Source organism: Gluconacetobacter sp., from assembly GCF_047721585.1.
Lineage (GTDB): Bacteria > Pseudomonadota > Alphaproteobacteria > Acetobacterales > Acetobacteraceae > Gluconacetobacter > Gluconacetobacter dulcium.
The window spans coordinates 52,435-71,656 of record NZ_JBDNXE010000003.1 but is presented as its reverse complement, the minus strand read 5'-3'; the positions used below and the strand labels follow the sequence as shown (position 1 = coordinate 71,656).

At 63.1% G+C, this 19,222-nt stretch carries 15 protein-coding genes and 1 tRNA gene; 5 read left to right on the top strand and 11 right to left on the bottom strand.

Features of this window, described 5'->3' with window-relative positions; genetic code table 11:
- Positions 1–120 precede the first annotated feature (120 nt).
- Entirely contained in the window at positions 121–1,926 is a 1,806-nt protein-coding gene (gene lepA, locus ABF821_RS01485) for a translation elongation factor 4 (RefSeq protein WP_182975112.1), read from the top strand.
- 173 nt (positions 1,927–2,099) lie between these two features.
- Positions 2,100–2,190 (top strand) — tRNA-Ser (locus ABF821_RS01480).
- Positions 2,191–2,553: 363 nt separating this feature from the next.
- Here the strand turns inward: ABF821_RS01480 and ABF821_RS01475 are convergent.
- The 8 genes from ABF821_RS01475 to ABF821_RS01440 all read right to left on the bottom strand — a co-directional run bounded on the left by ABF821_RS01475 (position 2,554) and on the right by ABF821_RS01440 (position 11,697).
- Positions 2,554–3,477 carry a dihydrodipicolinate synthase family protein gene (locus tag ABF821_RS01475; RefSeq protein ID WP_415528833.1) on the bottom strand — a complete coding sequence of 308 codons (924 nt, stop codon included), beginning with the start codon at positions 3,475–3,477 and terminating at the stop codon, positions 2,554–2,556.
- 71 nt (positions 3,478–3,548) lie between these two features.
- Entirely contained in the window at positions 3,549–4,724 is a 1,176-nt protein-coding gene (locus tag ABF821_RS01470) for a M24 family metallopeptidase (protein ID WP_415528832.1), read from the bottom strand.
- A 1-nt stretch (position 4,725) separates the two neighbouring features.
- Entirely contained in the window at positions 4,726–5,832 is a 1,107-nt protein-coding gene (locus tag ABF821_RS01465; RefSeq protein WP_415528831.1) for a mandelate racemase/muconate lactonizing enzyme family protein, read from the bottom strand.
- On the bottom strand, positions 5,829–6,998 hold the full coding sequence (locus ABF821_RS01460) for a M20 family metallopeptidase (RefSeq protein WP_415528830.1): 1,170 nt from the start codon (positions 6,996–6,998) through the stop codon (positions 5,829–5,831). The genes ABF821_RS01465 and ABF821_RS01460 overlap by 4 nt, the downstream gene beginning before the upstream one ends.
- A 13-nt stretch (positions 6,999–7,011) precedes the next feature.
- Positions 7,012–7,788, bottom strand: a complete 777-nt coding sequence (locus ABF821_RS01455; protein ID WP_415528829.1) for an amino acid ABC transporter ATP-binding protein — start codon at positions 7,786–7,788, stop codon at positions 7,012–7,014.
- Positions 7,785–9,341 (bottom strand): ABC transporter permease subunit, encoded by a 1,557-nt coding sequence (locus tag ABF821_RS01450; RefSeq protein ID WP_220791863.1) that lies wholly within the window; start codon positions 9,339–9,341, stop codon positions 7,785–7,787. Before ABF821_RS01450 ends, ABF821_RS01455 begins: the two co-directional genes overlap by 4 nt.
- A 159-nt stretch (positions 9,342–9,500) precedes the next feature.
- The gene (locus ABF821_RS01445) at positions 9,501–10,421 is read right to left on the bottom strand and encodes a GntR family transcriptional regulator (protein WP_182975109.1); all 921 of its coding nucleotides are present in this window, start codon (positions 10,419–10,421) and stop codon (positions 9,501–9,503) included.
- 103 nt (positions 10,422–10,524) lie between these two features.
- On the bottom strand, positions 10,525–11,697 hold the full coding sequence (locus ABF821_RS01440) for a pyridoxal phosphate-dependent aminotransferase (RefSeq protein WP_415528828.1): 1,173 nt from the start codon (positions 11,695–11,697) through the stop codon (positions 10,525–10,527).
- 555 nt (positions 11,698–12,252) lie between these two features.
- On the opposite strand from ABF821_RS01440, the gene ABF821_RS01435 reads away from it, so the two are divergent.
- From ABF821_RS01435 to ABF821_RS01425, 3 genes are read left to right on the top strand one after another with little or no spacing between them, the layout of a single operon-like run.
- Positions 12,253–13,188, top strand: coding sequence for a glutamine amidotransferase-related protein (locus tag ABF821_RS01435; RefSeq protein WP_415528827.1), 936 nt, complete (start codon positions 12,253–12,255; stop codon positions 13,186–13,188).
- Complete coding sequence (locus ABF821_RS01430) at positions 13,185–13,958, top strand: SDR family oxidoreductase (protein WP_183008599.1); 774 nt, start codon at positions 13,185–13,187, stop codon at positions 13,956–13,958. The genes ABF821_RS01435 and ABF821_RS01430 overlap by 4 nt, the downstream gene beginning before the upstream one ends.
- Positions 13,959–14,005: 47 nt before the next feature.
- Complete coding sequence (locus ABF821_RS01425) at positions 14,006–16,417, top strand: TonB-dependent receptor (RefSeq protein WP_415528826.1); 2,412 nt, start codon at positions 14,006–14,008, stop codon at positions 16,415–16,417.
- A gap of 89 nt (positions 16,418–16,506) precedes the next feature.
- Here ABF821_RS01425 and ABF821_RS01420 read toward each other — a convergent pair whose 3' ends face one another.
- From ABF821_RS01420 to cysT, 3 genes are read right to left on the bottom strand one after another with little or no spacing between them, the layout of a single operon-like run.
- Complete coding sequence (locus ABF821_RS01420) at positions 16,507–17,565, bottom strand: sulfate/molybdate ABC transporter ATP-binding protein (RefSeq protein ID WP_415528825.1); 1,059 nt, start codon at positions 17,563–17,565, stop codon at positions 16,507–16,509.
- Entirely contained in the window at positions 17,562–18,377 is an 816-nt protein-coding gene (cysW, locus tag ABF821_RS01415) for a sulfate ABC transporter permease subunit CysW (RefSeq protein WP_415528824.1), read from the bottom strand. The genes ABF821_RS01420 and cysW overlap by 4 nt, the downstream gene beginning before the upstream one ends.
- Positions 18,377–19,222, bottom strand: coding sequence for a sulfate ABC transporter permease subunit CysT (gene cysT, locus ABF821_RS01410; RefSeq protein WP_415528823.1), 846 nt, complete (start codon positions 19,220–19,222; stop codon positions 18,377–18,379). Before cysT ends, cysW begins: the two co-directional genes overlap by 1 nt.

The following is a 19,222-nucleotide window of genomic DNA, read 5'->3' as shown; positions in this document are numbered from 1 at the left end:
AGCGCGCTCTAACACACCAAGCTGACAGGACCCTGAACGCGCGGCGGGGTCACGGGCGCCACAGGAGAATTTACGCGCGCCCCGCTGACTTTCGCGGGGTTTTGGCCTATGTCTGCGCCCATGACCGACACACCGCTCTCGCTGATCCGCAATTTTTCGATCATCGCCCATATCGACCACGGCAAGTCGACGCTGGCCGACCGGCTGATTCAGGCCTGCGGCGCGCTGACGGCGCGCGAAATGACCAACCAGGTCCTGGACAATATGGAGCTGGAGCGCGAGCGCGGCATCACCATCAAGGCGCAGACGGTGCGCCTCGCCTACCCGGCCAAGGACGGCAAGACCTACGTCCTCAACCTCATGGACACGCCGGGCCACGTCGATTTCGCCTACGAGGTCAGCCGCTCGCTGGCGGCCTGCGAGGGCTCGCTGCTGGTGGTCGACGCCTCGCAGGGCGTGGAAGCCCAGACGCTGGCCAACGTCTACCAGGCCATCGACGCCCATCATGAGATCGTACCGATCCTGAACAAGGTGGACCTGCCCGCCGCCGAGCCCGAGCGCGTCAAGGCGCAGATCGAGGAAGTCATCGGCATCCCGGCCGACGACGCGGTCCAGATCTCGGCCAAGACCGGCCTGAACATCGAAGGCGTGCTGGAAGCCCTGGTCACCCGCCTGCCCCCGCCGGTCGGCGACGACACCAAGCCGTTGCAGGCCCTGCTGGTCGATAGCTGGTACGACCCGTATCTCGGCGTGATCATCCTGGTGCGCGTCAAGGAAGGCCGGCTGAAGCGCGGCATGCGCATCCGCATGATGTCGAACGGCTCGGTCTACAACGTCGATCAGGTCGGCGTCTTCGCGCCACGCATGACGCAGGTCGACGATCTGGGTCCGGGCGAGATGGGCTACGTCAACGCCGCGATCAAGACGGTGGCGGACTGCAATGTCGGCGACACGCTGACCGACGACCGCCGCCCGGCCGAAGCCCCGCTGGCGGGCTTCAAGCCGTCGATCCCGGTGGTGTGGTGCGGCCTGTATCCCGTCGATGCCGACGATTTCGAAAAGCTGCGCGACAGCCTGTCCAAGCTGCGGCTGAACGACGCCTCGTTCCATTACGAGGCCGAGACCTCGGCGGCGCTGGGCTTCGGCTTCCGCTGCGGCTTCCTGGGCCTGCTGCACCTGGAGATCATCCAGGAGCGCCTGAGCCGCGAATTCAACCTGGACCTGATCGCGACCGCGCCATCCGTGGTCTATCGCCTCTACCGCACGAACGGCGCGATGGAGGAACTCCACAACCCCGCCGACATGCCCGACGGCTCGGTGATCGAGAAGATGGAGGAACCCTGGATCGTCGCCACCATCATGGTGCCCGACGAATATCTGGGCGCGGTGCTGACCCTGTGCACGGAGCGGCGCGGCATCCAGAAGGATCTCACCTATGTCGGCAACCGGGCGATGGCGGTCTACCGCCTGCCGCTGAACGAGGTGGTGTTCGATTTCTACGACCGGCTGAAATCGGTATCGCGCGGCTATGCCAGCTTCGACTACCAGATGGACGGCTACGAAGAGAGCGACCTGGTACGGATCTCGATCCTGGTCAATCTGGAGCCGGTGGACGCCCTGTCCTTCGTCGCCCACCGCTCGGCGGCCGAAAGCCGTGGCCGCTCGATCTGCGCCAAGCTGAAGGAGTTGATTCCCCGCCAGCTCTTCAAGATCGCGATCCAGGCCGCGATCGGCAGCCGCGTGATCGCGCGCGAGACGATCGGCGCGATGTCCAAGGACGTGACGGCCAAATGCTATGGCGGCGACATCTCGCGCAAACGCAAGCTTCTGGAAAAGCAGAAGGAAGGCAAGAAGCGTATGCGCCAGTTCGGCAAGGTCGAAATCCCCCAGAGCGCCTTCCTGGCCGCCCTGAAGATGGACCACTGACGGAACGACTGACGCATTACAGCCCCGACCAAGGCCCCCATCACGGCCCACTCCACCCCTCGTGCGCCGCCGCGGAAGCGGCGCACCTTTACCCCCTTGCGCCGGCCGGAATTATTGCTATGTTCCCGCCCCATACCGACGGGCTGGCCGACAGGCAGTCCCGCCAGTGCGCCGGAGAGATGGCCGAGCGGCTTAAGGCGCACGCTTGGAAAGCGTGTGTGCGTTAATAGCGTACCGTGGGTTCGAATCCCACTCTCTCCGCCATGCCTTCTAAGGCATTGATTTTACAGGGAAAAATTTATGGGTTCCCGTCTTGTGTCACATGTCAGTGTCACATGAGGGACGCCAGATTTGCAGACGCCTTCCATGCTCAGACGGCATCACCCATGGTATGCCCGCATCCGAATCCCGTACAGATCAGGCGCGGCATCCACCGTTCGAGCGAAGCCCACGAGGCCGACATCAGGGCTTTCATCGCCGTCCATAACGAACAACCCAAGTCCTTCAAATGGACCAGGTCCGCTGACGACACTCTACAGGCCGTCAAGCGATTCTGCCTCCATACTTCCAAAATCAGCGAAACTTCAGAATCAGGACACTCTCGACCCTGCCCCACCCGGACCGTACTCAGTCCGCCAGGGTCAGGCGACAATCCGGATCCCGTGCCATGTCACGCAGGACAGACGCGAGCGCCGTCTTCTCCTGCGCGTCCAGGTCCTGCAACGGCGGCCGGACGGCCCCTCCATCAAAACCGCGCATCGTCATCGCCGCCTTCACCGTCTGAGGCTGGCCATATTGCCGTGCAAGGGCACGGAATTCGTACCAAAGCCGATGCAGCCGGCCCGCCAGAGCACTGTCCCCGGCCTCGATCGCGCGATAGCTCTGCAAGAGCAGTTCCGGAAACGCGCCACTATTGGTCGAACTGATCCCGTCGAACCCTGCCGCCATCGGGCCGAGAAATGCCAGGTCCGAAGCACAGAACAGACGGATACGGTCCTTCAGCCGGCCCACGATGCGATCGATTGCCGCAGGAGACAGGTCTCCCTGCTTGATCGCCACCATCCCCGGCAGGTCGGCGATCTGCTCCAGCGTGGCAGGCGAAAGCGTAATACCGATCCCCGGCGCGTTGTAGACCAGGATACCGGTTCGAGACAGCGGCGCCATCTCACGGAAGAACGCCACGATCTGCTCGTCCGTCACCTCGGAAACGAAAGGCGGCGTCACCATGGGAATACCCCCAAGATCACCGGCAAGGCCCGTCAGCTCCCGCACCAGCCGCGGGTCCGACCCTGCCGCGCACAGCATAACCGGCACCCTGTCCCCCACGACATCCATCACATGCCGGAAGACATCCGCACGCTCCTGCGTGGAAAGCGCAGGAAACTCGCCGTAGGTCCCGCCGATCAGCAGACCATCGAATCCCAGGTCCAGAACGCGCTCGACATTGCGCGCGAGCCCCGGAAAATCAATCGCATGGTCGGCCGTAAACGGCGTCATGGTGATGTTGAACAGGCCGCGCAGGCGCGCGCGGCTCTCTTCGAGCGTTTTCATTGATATATTTATCCTGAAAGAAGAAAAAAACCGCGGGTCAAAGGCGATTTGCGCATCGGACCCGCGAGGGATCACGCAGGGCGCAGCACCATGCCGCGATCGAGCGTTCCCAGCACGCGATGGCCGGTCTCCGTCACGACGATCGTTTCACTAACCCCGACCGTGAAACGGCCATAGATCCGCAATGCGGGAGGCAGATGAAAAGCCATTCCGGGTTCAAGCTCGGTTTTAACCCCGGCATTCAGGCTCAGGATGCCCCCCTCGCCCCAGTCCGGGGCAAACGAGATTCCAACGCTGTACCCAAGACGTTTACGGAAATTCTCCGTATATCCCGCCGCATCGACAATGCGCTGGCAGATATTATGCGGCGTCTCGCAGGTCACTCCCGGACGGATCGCCTCCAGTGACGCCGCCAGGGCGTCCTGGCAGACCTTCATCATTTCACGCGCCTGCTCCGGCGGCGTCCCGACCCAAGCGGTGCGCATGAGCGCCGCGTGATAACGGTCATGACAGGCCGCCATTTCCAGAAAGACGCCGTCACCGGACGCGATCGGCCCGCGGCGCCATGTGCCATGCGGCACACCGCTGCGCCGCCCTGCGGAAACCAGAGGCTCCATCCCCATATATTCCGAACCGGCGGCAATGGCGTCATGCATCATGGCGGCGACGAGATCGTTTTCCGTCCCACCGGCCCGTACCTGGCCCAGACCGGCTTTCATCCCCGCATCGACATAAGTCGCGGCACGCGCCAGCTTCCCGATCTCGGCGGGCGACTTGATCGCGCGCAGGGATTCGGTAATGCCCCCCGCATCATGCAGCGTTCCCAGGGCGGCAACCATCCGGTCATAGACCGCTACGGGAAAGAACCAGCCGCTCTTCTCCACACCGACCCTGCGGCCCTTCAATCCTTTCTGCCGGAGCAGCGCGTTGAGCACGGCCATCGGGTCGTCGCTATCGCCGAAAGGATGGATATCGGTCAGGAACGTATTGGCCACCAGATTGAAATATTCCAGTTGCCTGACGACGAATGACGGCTCGCCGGAAACCGGCAGAAGCAGACATTGGAACGTATAATATCCCGGTGTCTGCTGCCCCGTCAGATAATAGATGTTCTCCGGGCTGGTCACCAGCATGGCATCCAGGCCCGCCTTCTGCATGGCCTGCCGGGCCCGGTCCTGCCGTCCGGTAAATTCGTCCTGGGTAAACGTCGCTTCCATTCCAGACGTGACGTCCTGTGCTGCCATCATGTCAGCAGGTCTCCATGAACAATTGGGGTTGAGTAAGGGTCGCATCGAACGCAAGGCCAAAGCCCGACCGCTCCATCCCGGCCAGACCCACCGCACCATCCCGGTAGACGAGGCCGGAAGCCGGATCGTCCGCCAGACCGTCCGCGCCATACAGTTCCGCGAAGCGCGGGGTGAGCACGCACGCGGCATGCAGCGCGGCCGCTGTGGCAATCGCCCCTTCGTTCATCTGTCCGATCATCAGCGTCACACCGGCAGCCTGGAGCATCCGCGCGGCCGAAAGCAGCGCGGCCAGCCCACCCAGCTTGACCAATTTCAGATGCGCCATGGGCGGGCGCGTCATCTCCGCCAGCCTGCGGCAGGCCGCCATGTCGGCCAGGCTTTCATCCAGCATCAGCGGCACGGGGCTGCGCGCCGCGACACGCTCCAGCACGGCCCAGTCCCCTGCCGCGACAGGCTGCTCGACATAGTCGAGACGGAACGCCGCCAGCCTGTCCAGCGCGGTCAGGGCCGCCCGCTCGTCCCACTGGCCGTTCGCGTCGGCCGATAGCGTAATGTCCGCACCGAAATGGTCGCGCAACCAGCGCAACCGGTCCAGATCGGCATCCAGATCCGCTCCGATGCGAATCTTCAGTTGCGTGAATCCCCGCGCTACATACGCAATGCAGCGACGCTGAAAGGTCGGCATATCGCTGAAGAACAGGGTCTGGTTGGTCGGATAACGAACCACCCCGGTCCCACCCAGCATGTGGGCCAGCAGAACGCCCTCGCGCCGGGCCAGAAGATCATGGACGGCCAGATCGACCAGCATCCGCACAGGCGCCGGCACCGAAAGAGGCAGTGCCGCGACAAAGGCCCGCAAATCCGCGCTCGCCTCGGGCCAGTCGCTCCGCGATACGAAGCGCCGTGCCGCATCCAGCACCGCCTGCGGCGCCAGACCGGTCAGATAGGCTATGTTCAGCCGGACTTCGCCGACGCCCCGATGCACGCCGTCGTCCAGCAGAAGATACAGCGCGTCCAGCGCCTGCACCGCGCCGGAGGACGCGGTATGCACCGCCATTCCACCCGCATAGTGCAGTTGCGCGCGTCGCAGGGTGGCGCGCAGGCTCATCCCGTCACCATTGGCGGCATGAGACGGCAGACGATATCGACATAGATGCGCGTGGCATCGGCCAGTTCACCGATGGTCACGAACTCGTCGGGCTTGTGCGCATTGGCCAGGTCGCCCGGACCGATCACCACGCCCGATGCACCGGCCTCGCGAAAATGCACGAGATCGCATGCACCCTGAAAGCCGAACGGCCCCGGCCGGGCAATATCCGCCGCCGACGCCGCGGCCAGAGCGGCCACGCTCAGGGGCGCGTCGGGCGCGGTCTGCGTCGCGCCCCCCGTGGTCGGCTTGTAACCGGTCACCTTCGCCACGATACCCTCTTCCTGCCGGGCACGCTCCAGCAGGGCCAGGATATCGGCCTTGGCGGCCTCTTCGTCCTCGCCCGGCACCAGGCGGCGGTCCAGCAGCAGTTCGCAGGCGTCCGGCACCACATTGTCGGCCTTGCCGCCGCCGATGCGCGTCACACACAGGCTGGCATTGCCGACCAATGGATGCGTGATATGGCGGATCACCCCGCCATGATGCGCCTCGATCCGTGCCATCAACCGCCCCGCGTCATAAATCGCGTTCCGGCCCAGTTCCGGTGTGCCCGAATGGGCGGTCACGCCCTCGACCAGCACGATCGGGCGCAGGCTTCCCTTGTGCGCCGTAAAGACGGCATTGGAGGTCGGCTCGCCGATAATCGCAAAATCGATCGCCGGACAGTCGCGGGTATAAAAGCGCGCTCCCTGGCTGGAAACCTCCTCGTCCGCCACGAAGACGGCAATCAGCGTGCCAGACCACGCCGCGCGCGAGGTCGCGAGAATACGCGCGGCCTCCAGCATGGAGGCCAGCGAGCCCTTGCAGTCGCAGGCGCCACGCCCATACAGCCGCTCGCCCTCGCGCGTCATGCGCAGCGCCTCATGCGTCCACCCCGATCCGACGGGCACGGTGTCCATATGCGTGTTGAAGGCGAGGACGGGGCCAGGGCCATTGCGCAAGGTGGCGGAAATATTGGGCCGATCCGGCGCATATTCGGCAATGGCGATTTCGAAGCCCAGCGGCTCCAGTTCCCGTGCGACGAAACGCGCCACTTCCGTCTCATGTCCAGGCGGATTCTCGCTCGGCATGGCGATCATTTCCGCCAGATCGGAAACCAGCCTGTTGATATCCGGACTACAGCTCATCGTAAAAAACCATCTACAGATCGGTTGAAGAAGAAAATGCACCCGCATGGGGCATCGCATGCGTCAGGAACCGGCGCAGGCGCGGATTGGCATCCGCGGAGAAAGCCTGGCCGGCGGCAGCCTCGGCCACGATTTCCCCGCCTTCCATGAAGACGATGCGATCCGCGACCTTGCTGGCGAAGGCAATGTCGTGCGTCACGATGATCCTGGTCATCCCAGCCAGGGCATCGGACCGGAAAAGCGCCTGAAGCGCCTCGATCGATTCCGGATCGAGAGCCGATGTCGGTTCGTCGAACAGCATCAGTTCGGGCCGCATGACCAACGCGCGCGCAATCGCGACACGCTGCTGCTGGCCACCCGACAGTTCATGCGGATAGCGATCCGCCTTGTCCGCCAGTCCGACAGCCGCCAGCAGATTCATCGCCCGCGCATCGGCATCCGCCAGAAACCCAGCCCCGGCTGTCCGGGGCGCCAGCAGAAGATTGGCCCGTACATCGAGATGTTCGAACAGGCAATAATCCTGAAAGACCATGCCGATCATCCGCCGGACCTCGGTGGCCGACACATGCCGCGCCATCAGGTCCCGTCCCCGAAAGAGGATCTGCCCGCTATCGGCACGGAGCAGCAGGTTCAGGCATCGCATCAGCGTGGACTTGCCCGATCCCGATGGCCCGAGAATGACCACGGTTTCCCCTTCTGCCAGATCCAGCGTGCAATCGTGCAGAATCCGATGGGTTCCGATCGTCAGGCAGAGGCTGCGCAGCGACAGTACGGATGCCGATTCGCTCATCGCACATCCCCCCCGGCCGGCAGGAGATGACGCAGCCACCCCCGTCCATTATCGCTCCTGCGGCGGGGCGAGACATATCGCTCCAACCTGTATTGAAGCAGCATGAACAGGGTCGTGAACGCCAGATAATACAGCGCGGCGGCGCTCAATGCTTCCAGATAACGGAAGTTGGCGCTGGCAGCCTGGTCCGCGACCAGCAGAAGCTCCTGCACGGCAATGACCGAGACGAGAGAACTGGTCTTCAGCATCCCGATGACCTGGTTGCCCAGCATGGGCAACACGACCCGAAATGCCTGCGGCGCCACGACATGCCGAAACACCGATACCGGCGACATGCCTAGCGCCAGTGCGGCCTGCCGCTGACCCGGTCGCACGGCATCCAGGCCCGAGCGCACGATTTCAGCCATATAGGCACCTTCGTTGAGCGACAGCGCGACGATGGCGCTGGTCAACGCCGGCAGGCGCACGCCCAGCAGAGGCAACACATTGTACACGAAGACGATCTGCAACAGCACCGGCGTACCCCGGAACAGCCACAAATACAGAAAGATCGGCCCACGCAGGAAACGACCGGCCCGCCCGAGTTGCCCCAGTGCCGCCAGCACCCCGACGAAACTGCCCAGCACCAGCGAGGCGACGGTCAGGAGCATCGTCATGCCCGCACCGCGCAGGAAGGGCGCGGAGACGACAAAGTCACCGATATAGGCAAGCCCGTCCCACACCGGGTGGACCACCCTGGCAGCCTCCCCCGTCCCGCCGGGCAACCGGTCCGCCTCCAGATGCCACTTGCGCAGCAGGCGGTCGAACGTACCGTCGCCATGCAGCCTGTCCAATGCCTGCTGAAGGCGGGCATGGAGTTCGCCATCCCCCTTGCGAATGGCGAACCCGATCCGGGCGTTCTCTCCGAACGGCGTACCGACGACACGATATCCACCCGGTACCTGCGCCTCCAGCACCGCGGCTCCGAAGCGCGACGTAAACGCACCGTCGGCACGCCCCTGCAACAGATTCAGGGCCGTATCCTGCGCAGTGGGATAGGCCAGCACCGTCAAGGGCGGCCGCCCCGCGTCGCGGCATGTGCGATCCGCGACATGCGCGTCGCGTTCCTCGATCCCGCCAAGCGTGACCGCAATACGTTTTCCGCAAAGGCTCAGATCATAACCGGTAATCGCCGATGCCCCCTCCGCCCGGACCAGCACCATGTTGTCGATGGTCATGTACGGAACGAATTCCACCGCCTGCTCCCGCTCGGGGCTCAGATACATGGCGGAATTGATCAGATCGATCCGGCCGCCCTGCAATGCCGGGATAAGGCCACCGAACTCCATGTTTACGGCGTCGGCCTGCACCCCCATCTTTCCGGCCACGGCCTGGGCAAGGTCGATGTCGAACCCCGTCAGCGTTCCATTCTGCACGAACTCGAACGGCGCAAACGTCGCGGCCGTCCCGTAGGTCAGCTTCCCGGCCACAGCCAGGCCCTCAGCCCGCGCGGGCAGGACCGCGCCGAACAACAGAAGAGGCAGAACGAAAGACCTGAGGTCACGCAGCGACATGAGATTCCAGAGCGTTTGGATACGTGCAGGATTGTCTTTTTTTTATAAATTAAGACAACGCCTTTCGCACGATCATGTCAAGCACGAAATGAGAAGGCATCCCTCCCCCCGTACCCTGCGTGCCGAAGTCGGAAAATTGTCTCTGAAAGTAGAATAAAATCAGGTGTTTGGGATATCGATCAGCACATGGGCCGCACTGAGAGCCTGATCGAGATGCAACGACATCAGAATGGAGGCGCGCTGCAACTTCCCCTCGCCCAGCGCCGCCATGACGGCCAGATGCTCCTCGCACCACAGATGCACACGCGCGCGGTTCGAGTAACCGCCGAACTCCAGCAGCCGACGCAGACGGCTCTGCTGTCTCATCGCCTGGACCACGAACGTGTTATGAGAAAACTCGGCGACCATCTCATGAAAACGACTGTCCGCTTCGAACAGGACCCGAGGCTCCAGCGCATCGACATCGGCGCACGCGATCTGCCGATGCTGCTGGATGCTCTGCTCCAGTTGCGCGTGATCGACCCGGAAACCGGGCAGAAGAATCGCCTGGGGCTCGAACATGCGACGAAACTGGAAGCTTTCTTCAAGGGCTGCCCCGTTATCCAGTGCCTGCACGAACGACCAGTTTCGCGCCCCGTTCGATTGCAGCAACCCGTCATCCGTCAATCGCCGAAGCGTCTGGAGCATCACGGTCCGGTCGGCCTTGTAAAGCGCGGCAAGGTCTCTCTGCGTGAAGTCGTTCGCAATCCGCCCGGCCAGCCGATCCCGGACCAGACGGATATAAAGATCCTGGTCAGGCGTCGGAGGAGGCGACAGCGCGATCTCGTTGATCGAATCCAGCGCCATTTCCAGGAAATATCCCTGGTTGCGCCGCGCCTGGACAATCCCGCGCGACGCCAGGATCTGCAATGCGGACCGCACCGGCGTCCGCGAAAGGCCCAGTTGATCACTCAGCCATTGCTCGCGCAGATGGTATCCCCGCTCCGCCCGCTCCCGTCGCAGAAGATCGACGATCGCGTTGGCTATCGTATATTGCCGATGGACACTCGACCGCACGGGGAGCAAGGCACTCGTATTCACTGTCATTCCTGCAATGCGACATGTCGGAGAAGCGACGCCCGACATGCTATCATAAGCATGCCAGTATGCATTGCCAAACGGCGCCCGCCGGCAGCGGAGCCCGTCAGACGGGCATGCACGCCGCGACGATGCGCTCGCAGGTCGCCCGCAGCGTATCGGTCTCGATCGCAAAGGCCAGACGCAGGTGCCCCGGCGCCCCGAACGCCGTCCCCGGCACCAGTGCCGCCCGTGCGGACTCGATCAGCCATGCCGCCATGCCGACATCATCGGCAATGCCCAGCGGCGGCCCCGAGCCGGCCAGCCACGCCCTCACGTCGATAAAGACGTAAAAAGCACCGTCCGGCTGCCAGGCACGCAGGCCCGGAATCCGTGCGACCATATCCATGACGATCGCCCGGCGGACTGCCAGCGTTTCCAGCCACCCCTCCAGAAAGACAGGCGGCTCGACAAGTGCCGCGATCGCCGCGCCCTGGCTGATACTGCTCGGGTTCGAGGTACTCTGCGACTGTAGAATATCCATCGCCCGCACCAGCCATTCCGGCCCCGCCGCATAGCCAAGCCGCCACCCCGTCATGGCATGGCTTTTCGACACGCCATTGACCGTCAGAACACGGTCACGCATGTCCGGCCTTACCTGTAGCGGCGTGGAGAATGGCACCCCATAGCGCAGCGGCTCGTAAATATCATCCGCCAGCACGAGAATATCGGGAAACCCGTCCAGGACCTCCAGCAACGCACGCAGGTCTGCGGCCGTGTACACCGCCCCCGTCGGGTTGCCGGGGGAATTGAGCACCAGCCAGCGCGTACGCGGCGTCATGGCGGATCGCAACATTTCGGGCTGTAATTTCCATCCCGACGCCATGGTCGTACCCACCGCGACCGGCCGCCCCCCGGTCAGGCGGATCATATCGGGATACGACACCCAGTACGGCGCAGGCAGGATCACCTCGTCACCGTCATCGAGCGTGGCCAGAAATGCATTGAAAATAAGCTGCTTGGCGCCATTCCCCGCGATAATCTCCGCATTCCGGAACGAAATGCCGTTGTCGCGTTGGAATTTTTCCCGAATCGCTTCCTTCAGGGACACCGTTCCGGAAACTGCGGTATATTTCGTCTCTCCGCGGTCGATCGCGCGCTTCCCCGCCGTCACGACATGCGCCGGCGTCGCGAAATCCAGCTCTCCCTCGCCCAGATTGGTGATGACGATTCCCTGCGCCGCGGCCGCACGCACCCGGTCCGAAACCGCCGCCGTCGGCGACGCCCCGACGCGCGACATCCGCTCAGACAGACGCCCAGAGGGGGTCGCCGTAGCGGAAATCTCAGATAAATCATTATTATTCAATGCATTAATCCCACATCACGAGCCAATGAAAACGGCTCGGGGCGCGCCGATGCCCCTGCTTTCCGTCGCACATTGTATTTATTTTGTCATTTAGATCAATCTGGGCTGGATTTTTATTTCGATAATGGATTATGTGCATGTCAGGCCGTCGCGTAATCGAAACATTACCGACCCAACCTGGGGGAGTGACTCAGCATGACGCTTTTGCTGGTTCGGTATCCTGAAGAGGATGGCGGATATTTTTCTGCTGCTGCCGCCCTGTGGGCAGAACGCTGCAATGCGACAGTCATGCAGTCCGATGTCGTCTCTTCGCATTTCTCAGACTCGGTAAAAGAATTTCCGACGCAGGACGGCTACCTCGCCCATGCGGGCTGGCTCTGGGTAGACAGGTTTCGTCCGAACGTCACATCATGGCCGTTCTCCGACGAGGCGATTCTGGCGCGTGCGGCAACCTGCGGGCATGTCGTCGTACCCTTCATGTCCTGTGACATGTCCTGGGCCGCCGCGCTGCAACGCCGCGCCATCTCCGCCGGAACAGACTGCACAATCGCCACCGCCCGCTTTCTCGGCGAGAGTCTTTTTCTCCAGATGGAAGAAGGCGAGGATCACCATATCGGTCTACGGGATGCATCGGGTCGTGTCTTTCCCATTCCGGACTCGGGGAAGACAGCAGGACCACGCAGAGGGAAGACGCTGAAAATCGTCGTGACGGGGGATGAAAGGCATCACCGCCATCGCAATCCAGCCACCCTCTGCGCCCTTGGCGATGCCGCGGATCATCTGGACCTGACACTCGACATCAGTTTCCTCTCCGATAAGACTTTGTCCTGCCACGGCGCCGCAGCGTGTCTCGATGCGGCGTCTGGGGTCGTCCTCCCTGGGGGCGACATCGCCAATGCCGCGACACAGATGATCATTGCCGACCACTGCCTGCGCGCCGGCATCCCCGTCGTCGGACTGTGCCTAGGCATGCAAAGCATGATCACCGCCGTCGTCCGTCAGTACCCATCCTATACCGGCGCCGATCTGGCGGAACGTGCTCCCAATGCGCCATTCCTCAGCTTCGTGCCCATCTCCGGCGCCGATGGCAGCATCCGCCGCAGGGTCGGCGCCCAGGCACTCAGGGCCTGCGCATCATCGACTTTCGGGCGCGCCCTGGAATCGGCGCCCGTCATTCGCAGCAATCACAGATACCGCCTCAACCCCGCCCTGCTCCCCGATCTCGAACAGATGGGCGTGAAGATCGCCGCGACAGATCCATCGGGCGACATCATCGAGGCCATCGAGCTTCCCGCGCATCCCCATTTCAAGGGCATGCAGGGTCATCCGGAATGTGTGTCCACCGCGGAGCGACCGCATCCGGCCTTACTGGATTTCCTACAGAGCACGTCCGCGTATGCGGAAACAAAAAAGGCCACGACATGAATCTTCAACTTGAGGGCAGAGCCGCCCTGGTCATGGGCTCCAGTCGCGGGCTTGGACGCGCCTGCGCCAAAGCCCTCGCCCGCGAGGGCGCGCATGTCATCCTGACCGGACGGCACGAGGCCACGCTTCAGGCCGGCTGCACGGCAATCCAGGAAGAAGGCGGCAGCGCCTCCTTCCGCGTCGTGGATTTTCAGGATACGGAGCGCGCAATGCAGCATATCGCCGGGCTCGGCGATATCGACATCGTCGTCACGAATTGCGGCGGCCCCCCACCGGGACCGATCGCCACCGTCAACATTGCCGATCTGGGGCGCCATTTCGATACCATGGTGCGCGTGCCCGTCGCTGTCGCCAGCACATTCCTGCCCGGCATGCGCCAGCGCGGCTTCGGCAGAATCATCAACATCGTGTCTTCCGGGGTTATCCAGCCCATCGCCAATCTGGGCCTGTCCAACATGCTGCGCCCCGCGATTCTCGGCTGGGCCAAAACCCTCGCCGCGGAAGTCGCCGCCGATGGCGTCACGGTCAATTCCGTCGTCCCCGGACGCATCCATACCGAGCGCGTCGACGAACTCGACGCCGCAGCCGCCAAAAGACAGGGTCGCTCGCCCGAGGATGTCGCGCGCGCCTCGCGGGAAAACATTCCCATGAAACGCTACGGCAGACCCGATGAATTTTCGAATGCGGTTGCATTTCTCGCCAGCGACCGCGCCAGCTACATGACGGGCAGCCTCATCCGGGTCGATGGCGGCCTGATCGCGGCGATCTGATTTCTTCCCGACATTCCATCAAAAATACGCACGAGAGGGCATAAGGTATGAAGCCTTGCACGAGAAAGCTGTACGTTTTTCTGAGCACGACAATGCTGTGCAGCTATCTGGGTACAGCCGCGCATGCCGCGACAGGCCCGACAGCTTCCCCCACTCCGCCGCCGGGCAGGAAGCACACCCCTATCCTTCCCCCCGCCAGCCCCTCGAAGACGGAATCCGAGACTATCGCCGTAACGGTCAGACGTGTCGCCAATGGCACGCAGACCAGCATCTCGCAGCAATTGATCTCGCAGGCGGTTCCCGGCACCAACCCGATGAAGATCCTGGGGCAGATGCCGGGCATCATGTTCCAGACCAACGATGCGCAGGGCATCGATAACTATGCCGCCCAAATCTACGTCCATGGTTTCCAGCAACAGGAAATCGGCATGACGCTGGACGGCATGCCCATGGGCGAAATGACCTATCGCAACTATAATGGCCTCAACCCCCTCCAGGCGATCTCGTCGGAAAACGTCGCCCGGATCGACGTTTCCCAGTCCGCCGGCGCGGAAGCGATCGCCGCCACCAACAATCTGGGCGGTTCGTTCGAATACGTCTCTCTCGACCCGAAAGACCGACGCGGCGGCACGGTCGCACAGACATTCGGCAGCAATCGCACCTTCCATACATTCATTCGCTTCGACAGCGGCGTCCTGAACCCGTCCGGGACCAAGTTCTTCGTTTCCTACTCCCGCAACGATGCCGGATTCTGGGGCGGTTCGCGCGCCAACCTGTTCACACAGCAGGTCAACGCCAAGCTGATCCAGCCGATCGGCAACGATAGCAGCATCTCCGCCTATTTCGACTGGTCCGACCTGCATGAATACAGTCGGCAGGACTACTCGCTCGAAATGCTCGATACGCTCGGCTATGACAGCAACAACTATTACAATGGCCGGACCAGCGGCTACCGTACCGCCTACGCCGCGGCCGAGGGCCATTACGGCAGCGCGTACCAAAAACTGAGCGACCCGGCAGACGCCTCGGTCTACGATGCCGGAACCAACGTGGTCGACTATTTCGGCGGCATCAAGGCAGACCTTTCACTGGCCCCCCATCTACGCTGGACGACGACGGCCTATGGCCATGGTGAAGATTCGCAGACCACCTGGACATCGCCCTTCTTTCCCTCCCCCAACGGCGCACCGATGTCGGAAGTCGTAAAGGAACCCGCGATCGAGCGATTCGGCATTCTTTCAGCGTTGCATTACAATATCGCCCATAATCAGTTAGGCATGGGCGTCTGGTACGAAAACAATTCCTACCAGTCCCCCATGAACGCCTACGAGCAGCCGGCCATCGTCGATGGGGTCATCCAAGGGCCGCTGCGCAGCGGCGTATCGAAATGGAGCGACCCCTTCGCCCAGATATTCAATCAGGATTACAGTACCAACGTCTTTACCGCCTTCGTTCAGGATACCTACCGGCCGGTCAAGAATCTCTACCTTCACTTCGGCTTCAAATCCATTCTCGACACCACCCGTGTCGGCAATGCCTATATCAACCCGGCCTATTACGGTGCCAATATCGGCGCCCTGACCGGCAGCGAAGGTCTGACGGTCGCAAAACCCTTCCTGCCGCATATCAGCGCGAACTGGAAGTTCCTGAAGAATCACGAGTTGTTCTTCGATATTTCCGAAAGCGTCCATACATACGCCGAGTCCGGCTACAAGCTCTCCAATTCTCCCTTTGCTGTCCTACAATCGGCCTTCAATGCGTCACGCTCCCAGATCCGACCGGAGACCGCATGGACATACGCTGTCGGCTATCGGTATTCGTCGCCGATCGTCGCCGGTTCGCTTTATGCATACCGGACCAACTTCCAGAACCGCCTGCAACAGATCACGTCCGGCTCACTTATCAATCCGGTCTCCGAGGTCGCCAACGTCGGCAGCGTGACCATGGACGGCGTCGATGCCAGCGTGACCCTGACCCCGATCCGTCACCTGTCGATCTACAACTCGATCAGCTACGATCATGCGACCTACGATAACGACCTGCGCAACGGCACGACGCTCTATCCGACGACCGGCGTACAGATCGTCAATTATCCGCGCCTGATGTATAAAAGCCGCCTGTCCTACGAATGGCATGGCGCCATGGCCTATATCGACGCCAGCTATATCGGGCGTCGTAATTTCACCTACACCGGCGACGTCAAGATGCCATCTTACTGGATCACCAATCTCGGCGCCCAGTACCGGTTCGGCGAAATGGGGAAATACAACCGGCACCTCGCCTTCCTGCGCAACCTCGTCGTGTCCTTCAACATCAACAATCTGACAAACACGAAATACATCTCCACAATGGGAGAAGCCGGCAACCCCATGAACGTGGCATCGGGCGCCCTGAGCTATCAGGGCTTCGAACTCGGCGCGCCGCGACAGTTCTTCGGCACGGTCAAGGCCGAGTTCTGATCCCGCTCCGCCACCCCGCGATACCGGTGCCTGTCACCCCCATGGCAGGCACCGAAATCCTCCTCCCTGCCCCCCGTGCCACCCCTGCGCTACCCACCTTTCCAGACCAGCAGTGCCCCATCACGAAACAAGCGGGCCCGTGTGATATCCAGCGACACGCCCTCGATCCCCGCATGATGGATCTGCTCCGGCAGAACGAGAATCTCGACCGTCCGCTTACCCAACGCCACCTCCAGGCGCCGCATGGCTCCCAGCCAGCCCCCGAACACCGTGGCCTGGCCGCTTCCCTCCGCAACCAGACATATTTCATGCGGTCGCAGATACGCCGTCGCCGGACCGTCGGTCGCGGCAACCGGAAAACGCAGCACATTCGCATCGTCCGGCAAAAAGCTGCCTTGGACGACCCTCCCCTGAAACGCCAATGCTTCGCCCAGAAACTCCATCACGAACGGCGTGGCGGGCGCGGCATCCAGCATCTCGGCCGGCGCATCCTGCACGATACGGCCATTCTGCATCACCACCAGCCGGTCGGCCACTTCCAGCGCCTCGTCATGGTCATGGGTCACCAGCACCGTCGTCAGTCCAAGCTGGTCATGCAGCCCACGCAGCCAGCGGCGGATCTGCCGCCGCACGATCGGGTCCAGCGCACCGAACGGCTCGTCCAGCAGCAGCAGCCCCGGCTTCGTCGCCAATGCACGCGCCAGGGCCACCCGCTGCCGCTGGCCGCCGGACAACTGGTCCGGATAGGCGTCCCCCAGCATCGGCAACTGGATCAACTCCAGCAGTTCGGCCACCCGACCGGCAATCGCCCGCCGATCCGGGCGTTCCCTGCGCGGCAGCACATCCAGCCCGAAGGCAATATTGCGCGCCACCGTCATATGCCGGAACAGCGCGTAATTCTGAAACACGAAGCCGATCCGCCGCTCCCGCATCGGCCGCCCCGCCAGCGTCCGGCCATCGACCAGCACCGTTCCTTCGTACGGCCCATCCAGCCCCGCGATCGTCCGCAGCAGCGTGGTCTTGCCGGCGCCGGACGGCCCGACCAGCGCGACGAACGCCCCGTCCTCGATGGTCAGCGACACATCGTCGAGCATCTTGCGCGACGCATTCGGCGCATGGCGCGTCAGGGACTGGATCTGGACGCTCATGACGACGCTTTCCTGAAATCATGCTCGAGAAACGACCGCAGCAGAACGGTGGCCATGGCGATCAGCGCCAGCAGCGCCGCCATGGCGAAGGCGGCGACCGTCTGGTAGCCATTATAGAGTGTCTCGATATGCAGCGGCATGGTTTCGGTCAGCCCCGGAATATGGCCCGAGACGACCGACACCGCACCGAACTCCCCGATCGCCCGCGCCGTCGTCAGCAGAATGCCCGACAGCAGCGCCCAGCGCGCATCTGGCAACGTCACCCGCCATAATGTCCGCCAGAACCCGGCTCCGAGCAAAAATGCCGCTTCCTCCGCCTCACGCCCCTGCTGTTCCATCAACGGCATCAGCGTCCGCGCGACATATGGAAAGGTGACGAAGAGCGTCGCCAGCAGAATACCCGGCGTGGCAAACGCGATCTGGATATGGTGTCGGTCCAGCCAGTCACCCCACCAGCCCTGCCGTCCGAACAGCAGCAGCCAGACCAGGCCCGCGATCACCGGCGAAACACTGATCGGCAGTTCGATCAGCGCGACCAGGGCCGCCCGCCCGCGAAACCGATATTTCGTCACCAGCCACGCCGCCATGACCCCGCCGAAGGTGTTGACGATCACAGCGACGAGCGTCACCTCCAGCGTCAGGCGGATCGCGGACAGTGCATCCGGGTCCAGCAGGCTGCGCCACGCAGCCCCCAGCCCCGCGCGCAGGGCCTCCACCATCACCAGCAGCACCGGCAGCACCAGCACGGCCAGCACCGTCAGATAGGTACCGGCGACCAGCACCGCATTGCCACCACGCGAGGGTCCGCCCATCACGCCGCCCCCCGCGCCACCAGCCCGCGCGACACGCGGCGGCGCAGCGCGGCAACCCCGGTCATGCACATCAGCGCACTCAGCAGCAGGATCAGCGCAATGGCGGTGGCGCCCTCATAATCATATTCCTGCAACCGCACCACGATCAGCAGCGGCGCGATCTCGCTATGGAACGGCTGGTTGCCGGCAATGAAGATCACCGACCCGTACTCGCCGATACAGCGCGCGAACGCCAGGCTGAACCCCGCCACCAGCGGCGGCAGCAAGGGCGGCAGGATCACCCGACGGAAATTCTGCCACGGGCTCGCCCCCAGCAGCAGCCCCGCTTCCTCCAACTCCGGCGGCAGCCCCCGCAGCACCGGCTCCACCGCCCGCACGATAAAGGGCAGGCCGACGAACATCAGCGCCACCACGATCCCGGCAGGCGTGTAGGCCACGCGGATGCCGGCACGGGCCAGCAGCGCACCGATCCACCCAGTGGGTCCATAGAGTGTCGCCAGCGTAATACCCGTCACCGCGGTCGGCAGGGCAAAAGGCAGGTCGATCAGCGCATCGACCGCCCGCCGGCCCGGCAGGCGCGCCCGCACCAGAGCCCACGCCAGCAGCAGGCCCAAGGGCACGTCGATCAACGCCGCCAGCGCGGCACAACTGAAACTGACGCGCAGCGCCGCATACATGCGCCCGTCATGCAGTACCCGCAGCATCACCGCCCCGCCATCCTGCCAGGGGCGCAATACCAGGGCCGTCAACGGCAGCACGACAATCAGGCCGGTCCAAACCAGCGTAAAGGCAATGGAAATGGAAAGGCCCGGCAGCCCATCGCGCCGCCGCAGGCAAAACACCAT

Coding starts and splice junctions, on each gene's coding strand:
- ABF821_RS01475 (WP_415528833.1), bottom strand. CDS start 3,477: ATGAAAACGCTCGAAGAGAGCCGCGCGCGCCTGCGCGGCCTGTTCAAC.
- ABF821_RS01460 (WP_415528830.1), bottom strand. CDS start 6,998: ATGAGCTGTAGTCCGGATATCAACAGGCTGGTTTCCGATCTGGCGGAA.
- ABF821_RS01465 (WP_415528831.1), bottom strand. CDS start 5,832: ATGAGCCTGCGCGCCACCCTGCGACGCGCGCAACTGCACTATGCGGGT.
- ABF821_RS01440 (WP_415528828.1), bottom strand. CDS start 11,697: ATGTCGCGCGTCGGGGCGTCGCCGACGGCGGCGGTTTCGGACCGGGTG.
- lepA (WP_182975112.1), top strand. CDS start 121: ATGACCGACACACCGCTCTCGCTGATCCGCAATTTTTCGATCATCGCC.
- ABF821_RS01420 (WP_415528825.1), bottom strand. CDS start 17,565: ATGAGCGTCCAGATCCAGTCCCTGACGCGCCATGCGCCGAATGCGTCG.
- ABF821_RS01435 (WP_415528827.1), top strand. CDS start 12,253: ATGTCCTGGGCCGCCGCGCTGCAACGCCGCGCCATCTCCGCCGGAACA.
- ABF821_RS01455 (WP_415528829.1), bottom strand. CDS start 7,788: ATGAGCGAATCGGCATCCGTACTGTCGCTGCGCAGCCTCTGCCTGACG.
- cysW (WP_415528824.1), bottom strand. CDS start 18,377: ATGGGCGGACCCTCGCGTGGTGGCAATGCGGTGCTGGTCGCCGGTACC.
- cysT (WP_415528823.1), bottom strand. CDS start 19,222: ATGGTGTTTTGCCTGCGGCGGCGCGATGGGCTGCCGGGCCTTTCCATT.
- ABF821_RS01430 (WP_183008599.1), top strand. CDS start 13,185: ATGAATCTTCAACTTGAGGGCAGAGCCGCCCTGGTCATGGGCTCCAGT.
- ABF821_RS01450 (WP_220791863.1), bottom strand. CDS start 9,341: ATGTCGCTGCGTGACCTCAGGTCTTTCGTTCTGCCTCTTCTGTTGTTC.
- ABF821_RS01425 (WP_415528826.1), top strand. CDS start 14,006: ATGAAGCCTTGCACGAGAAAGCTGTACGTTTTTCTGAGCACGACAATG.
- ABF821_RS01470 (WP_415528832.1), bottom strand. CDS start 4,724: ATGATGGCAGCACAGGACGTCACGTCTGGAATGGAAGCGACGTTTACC.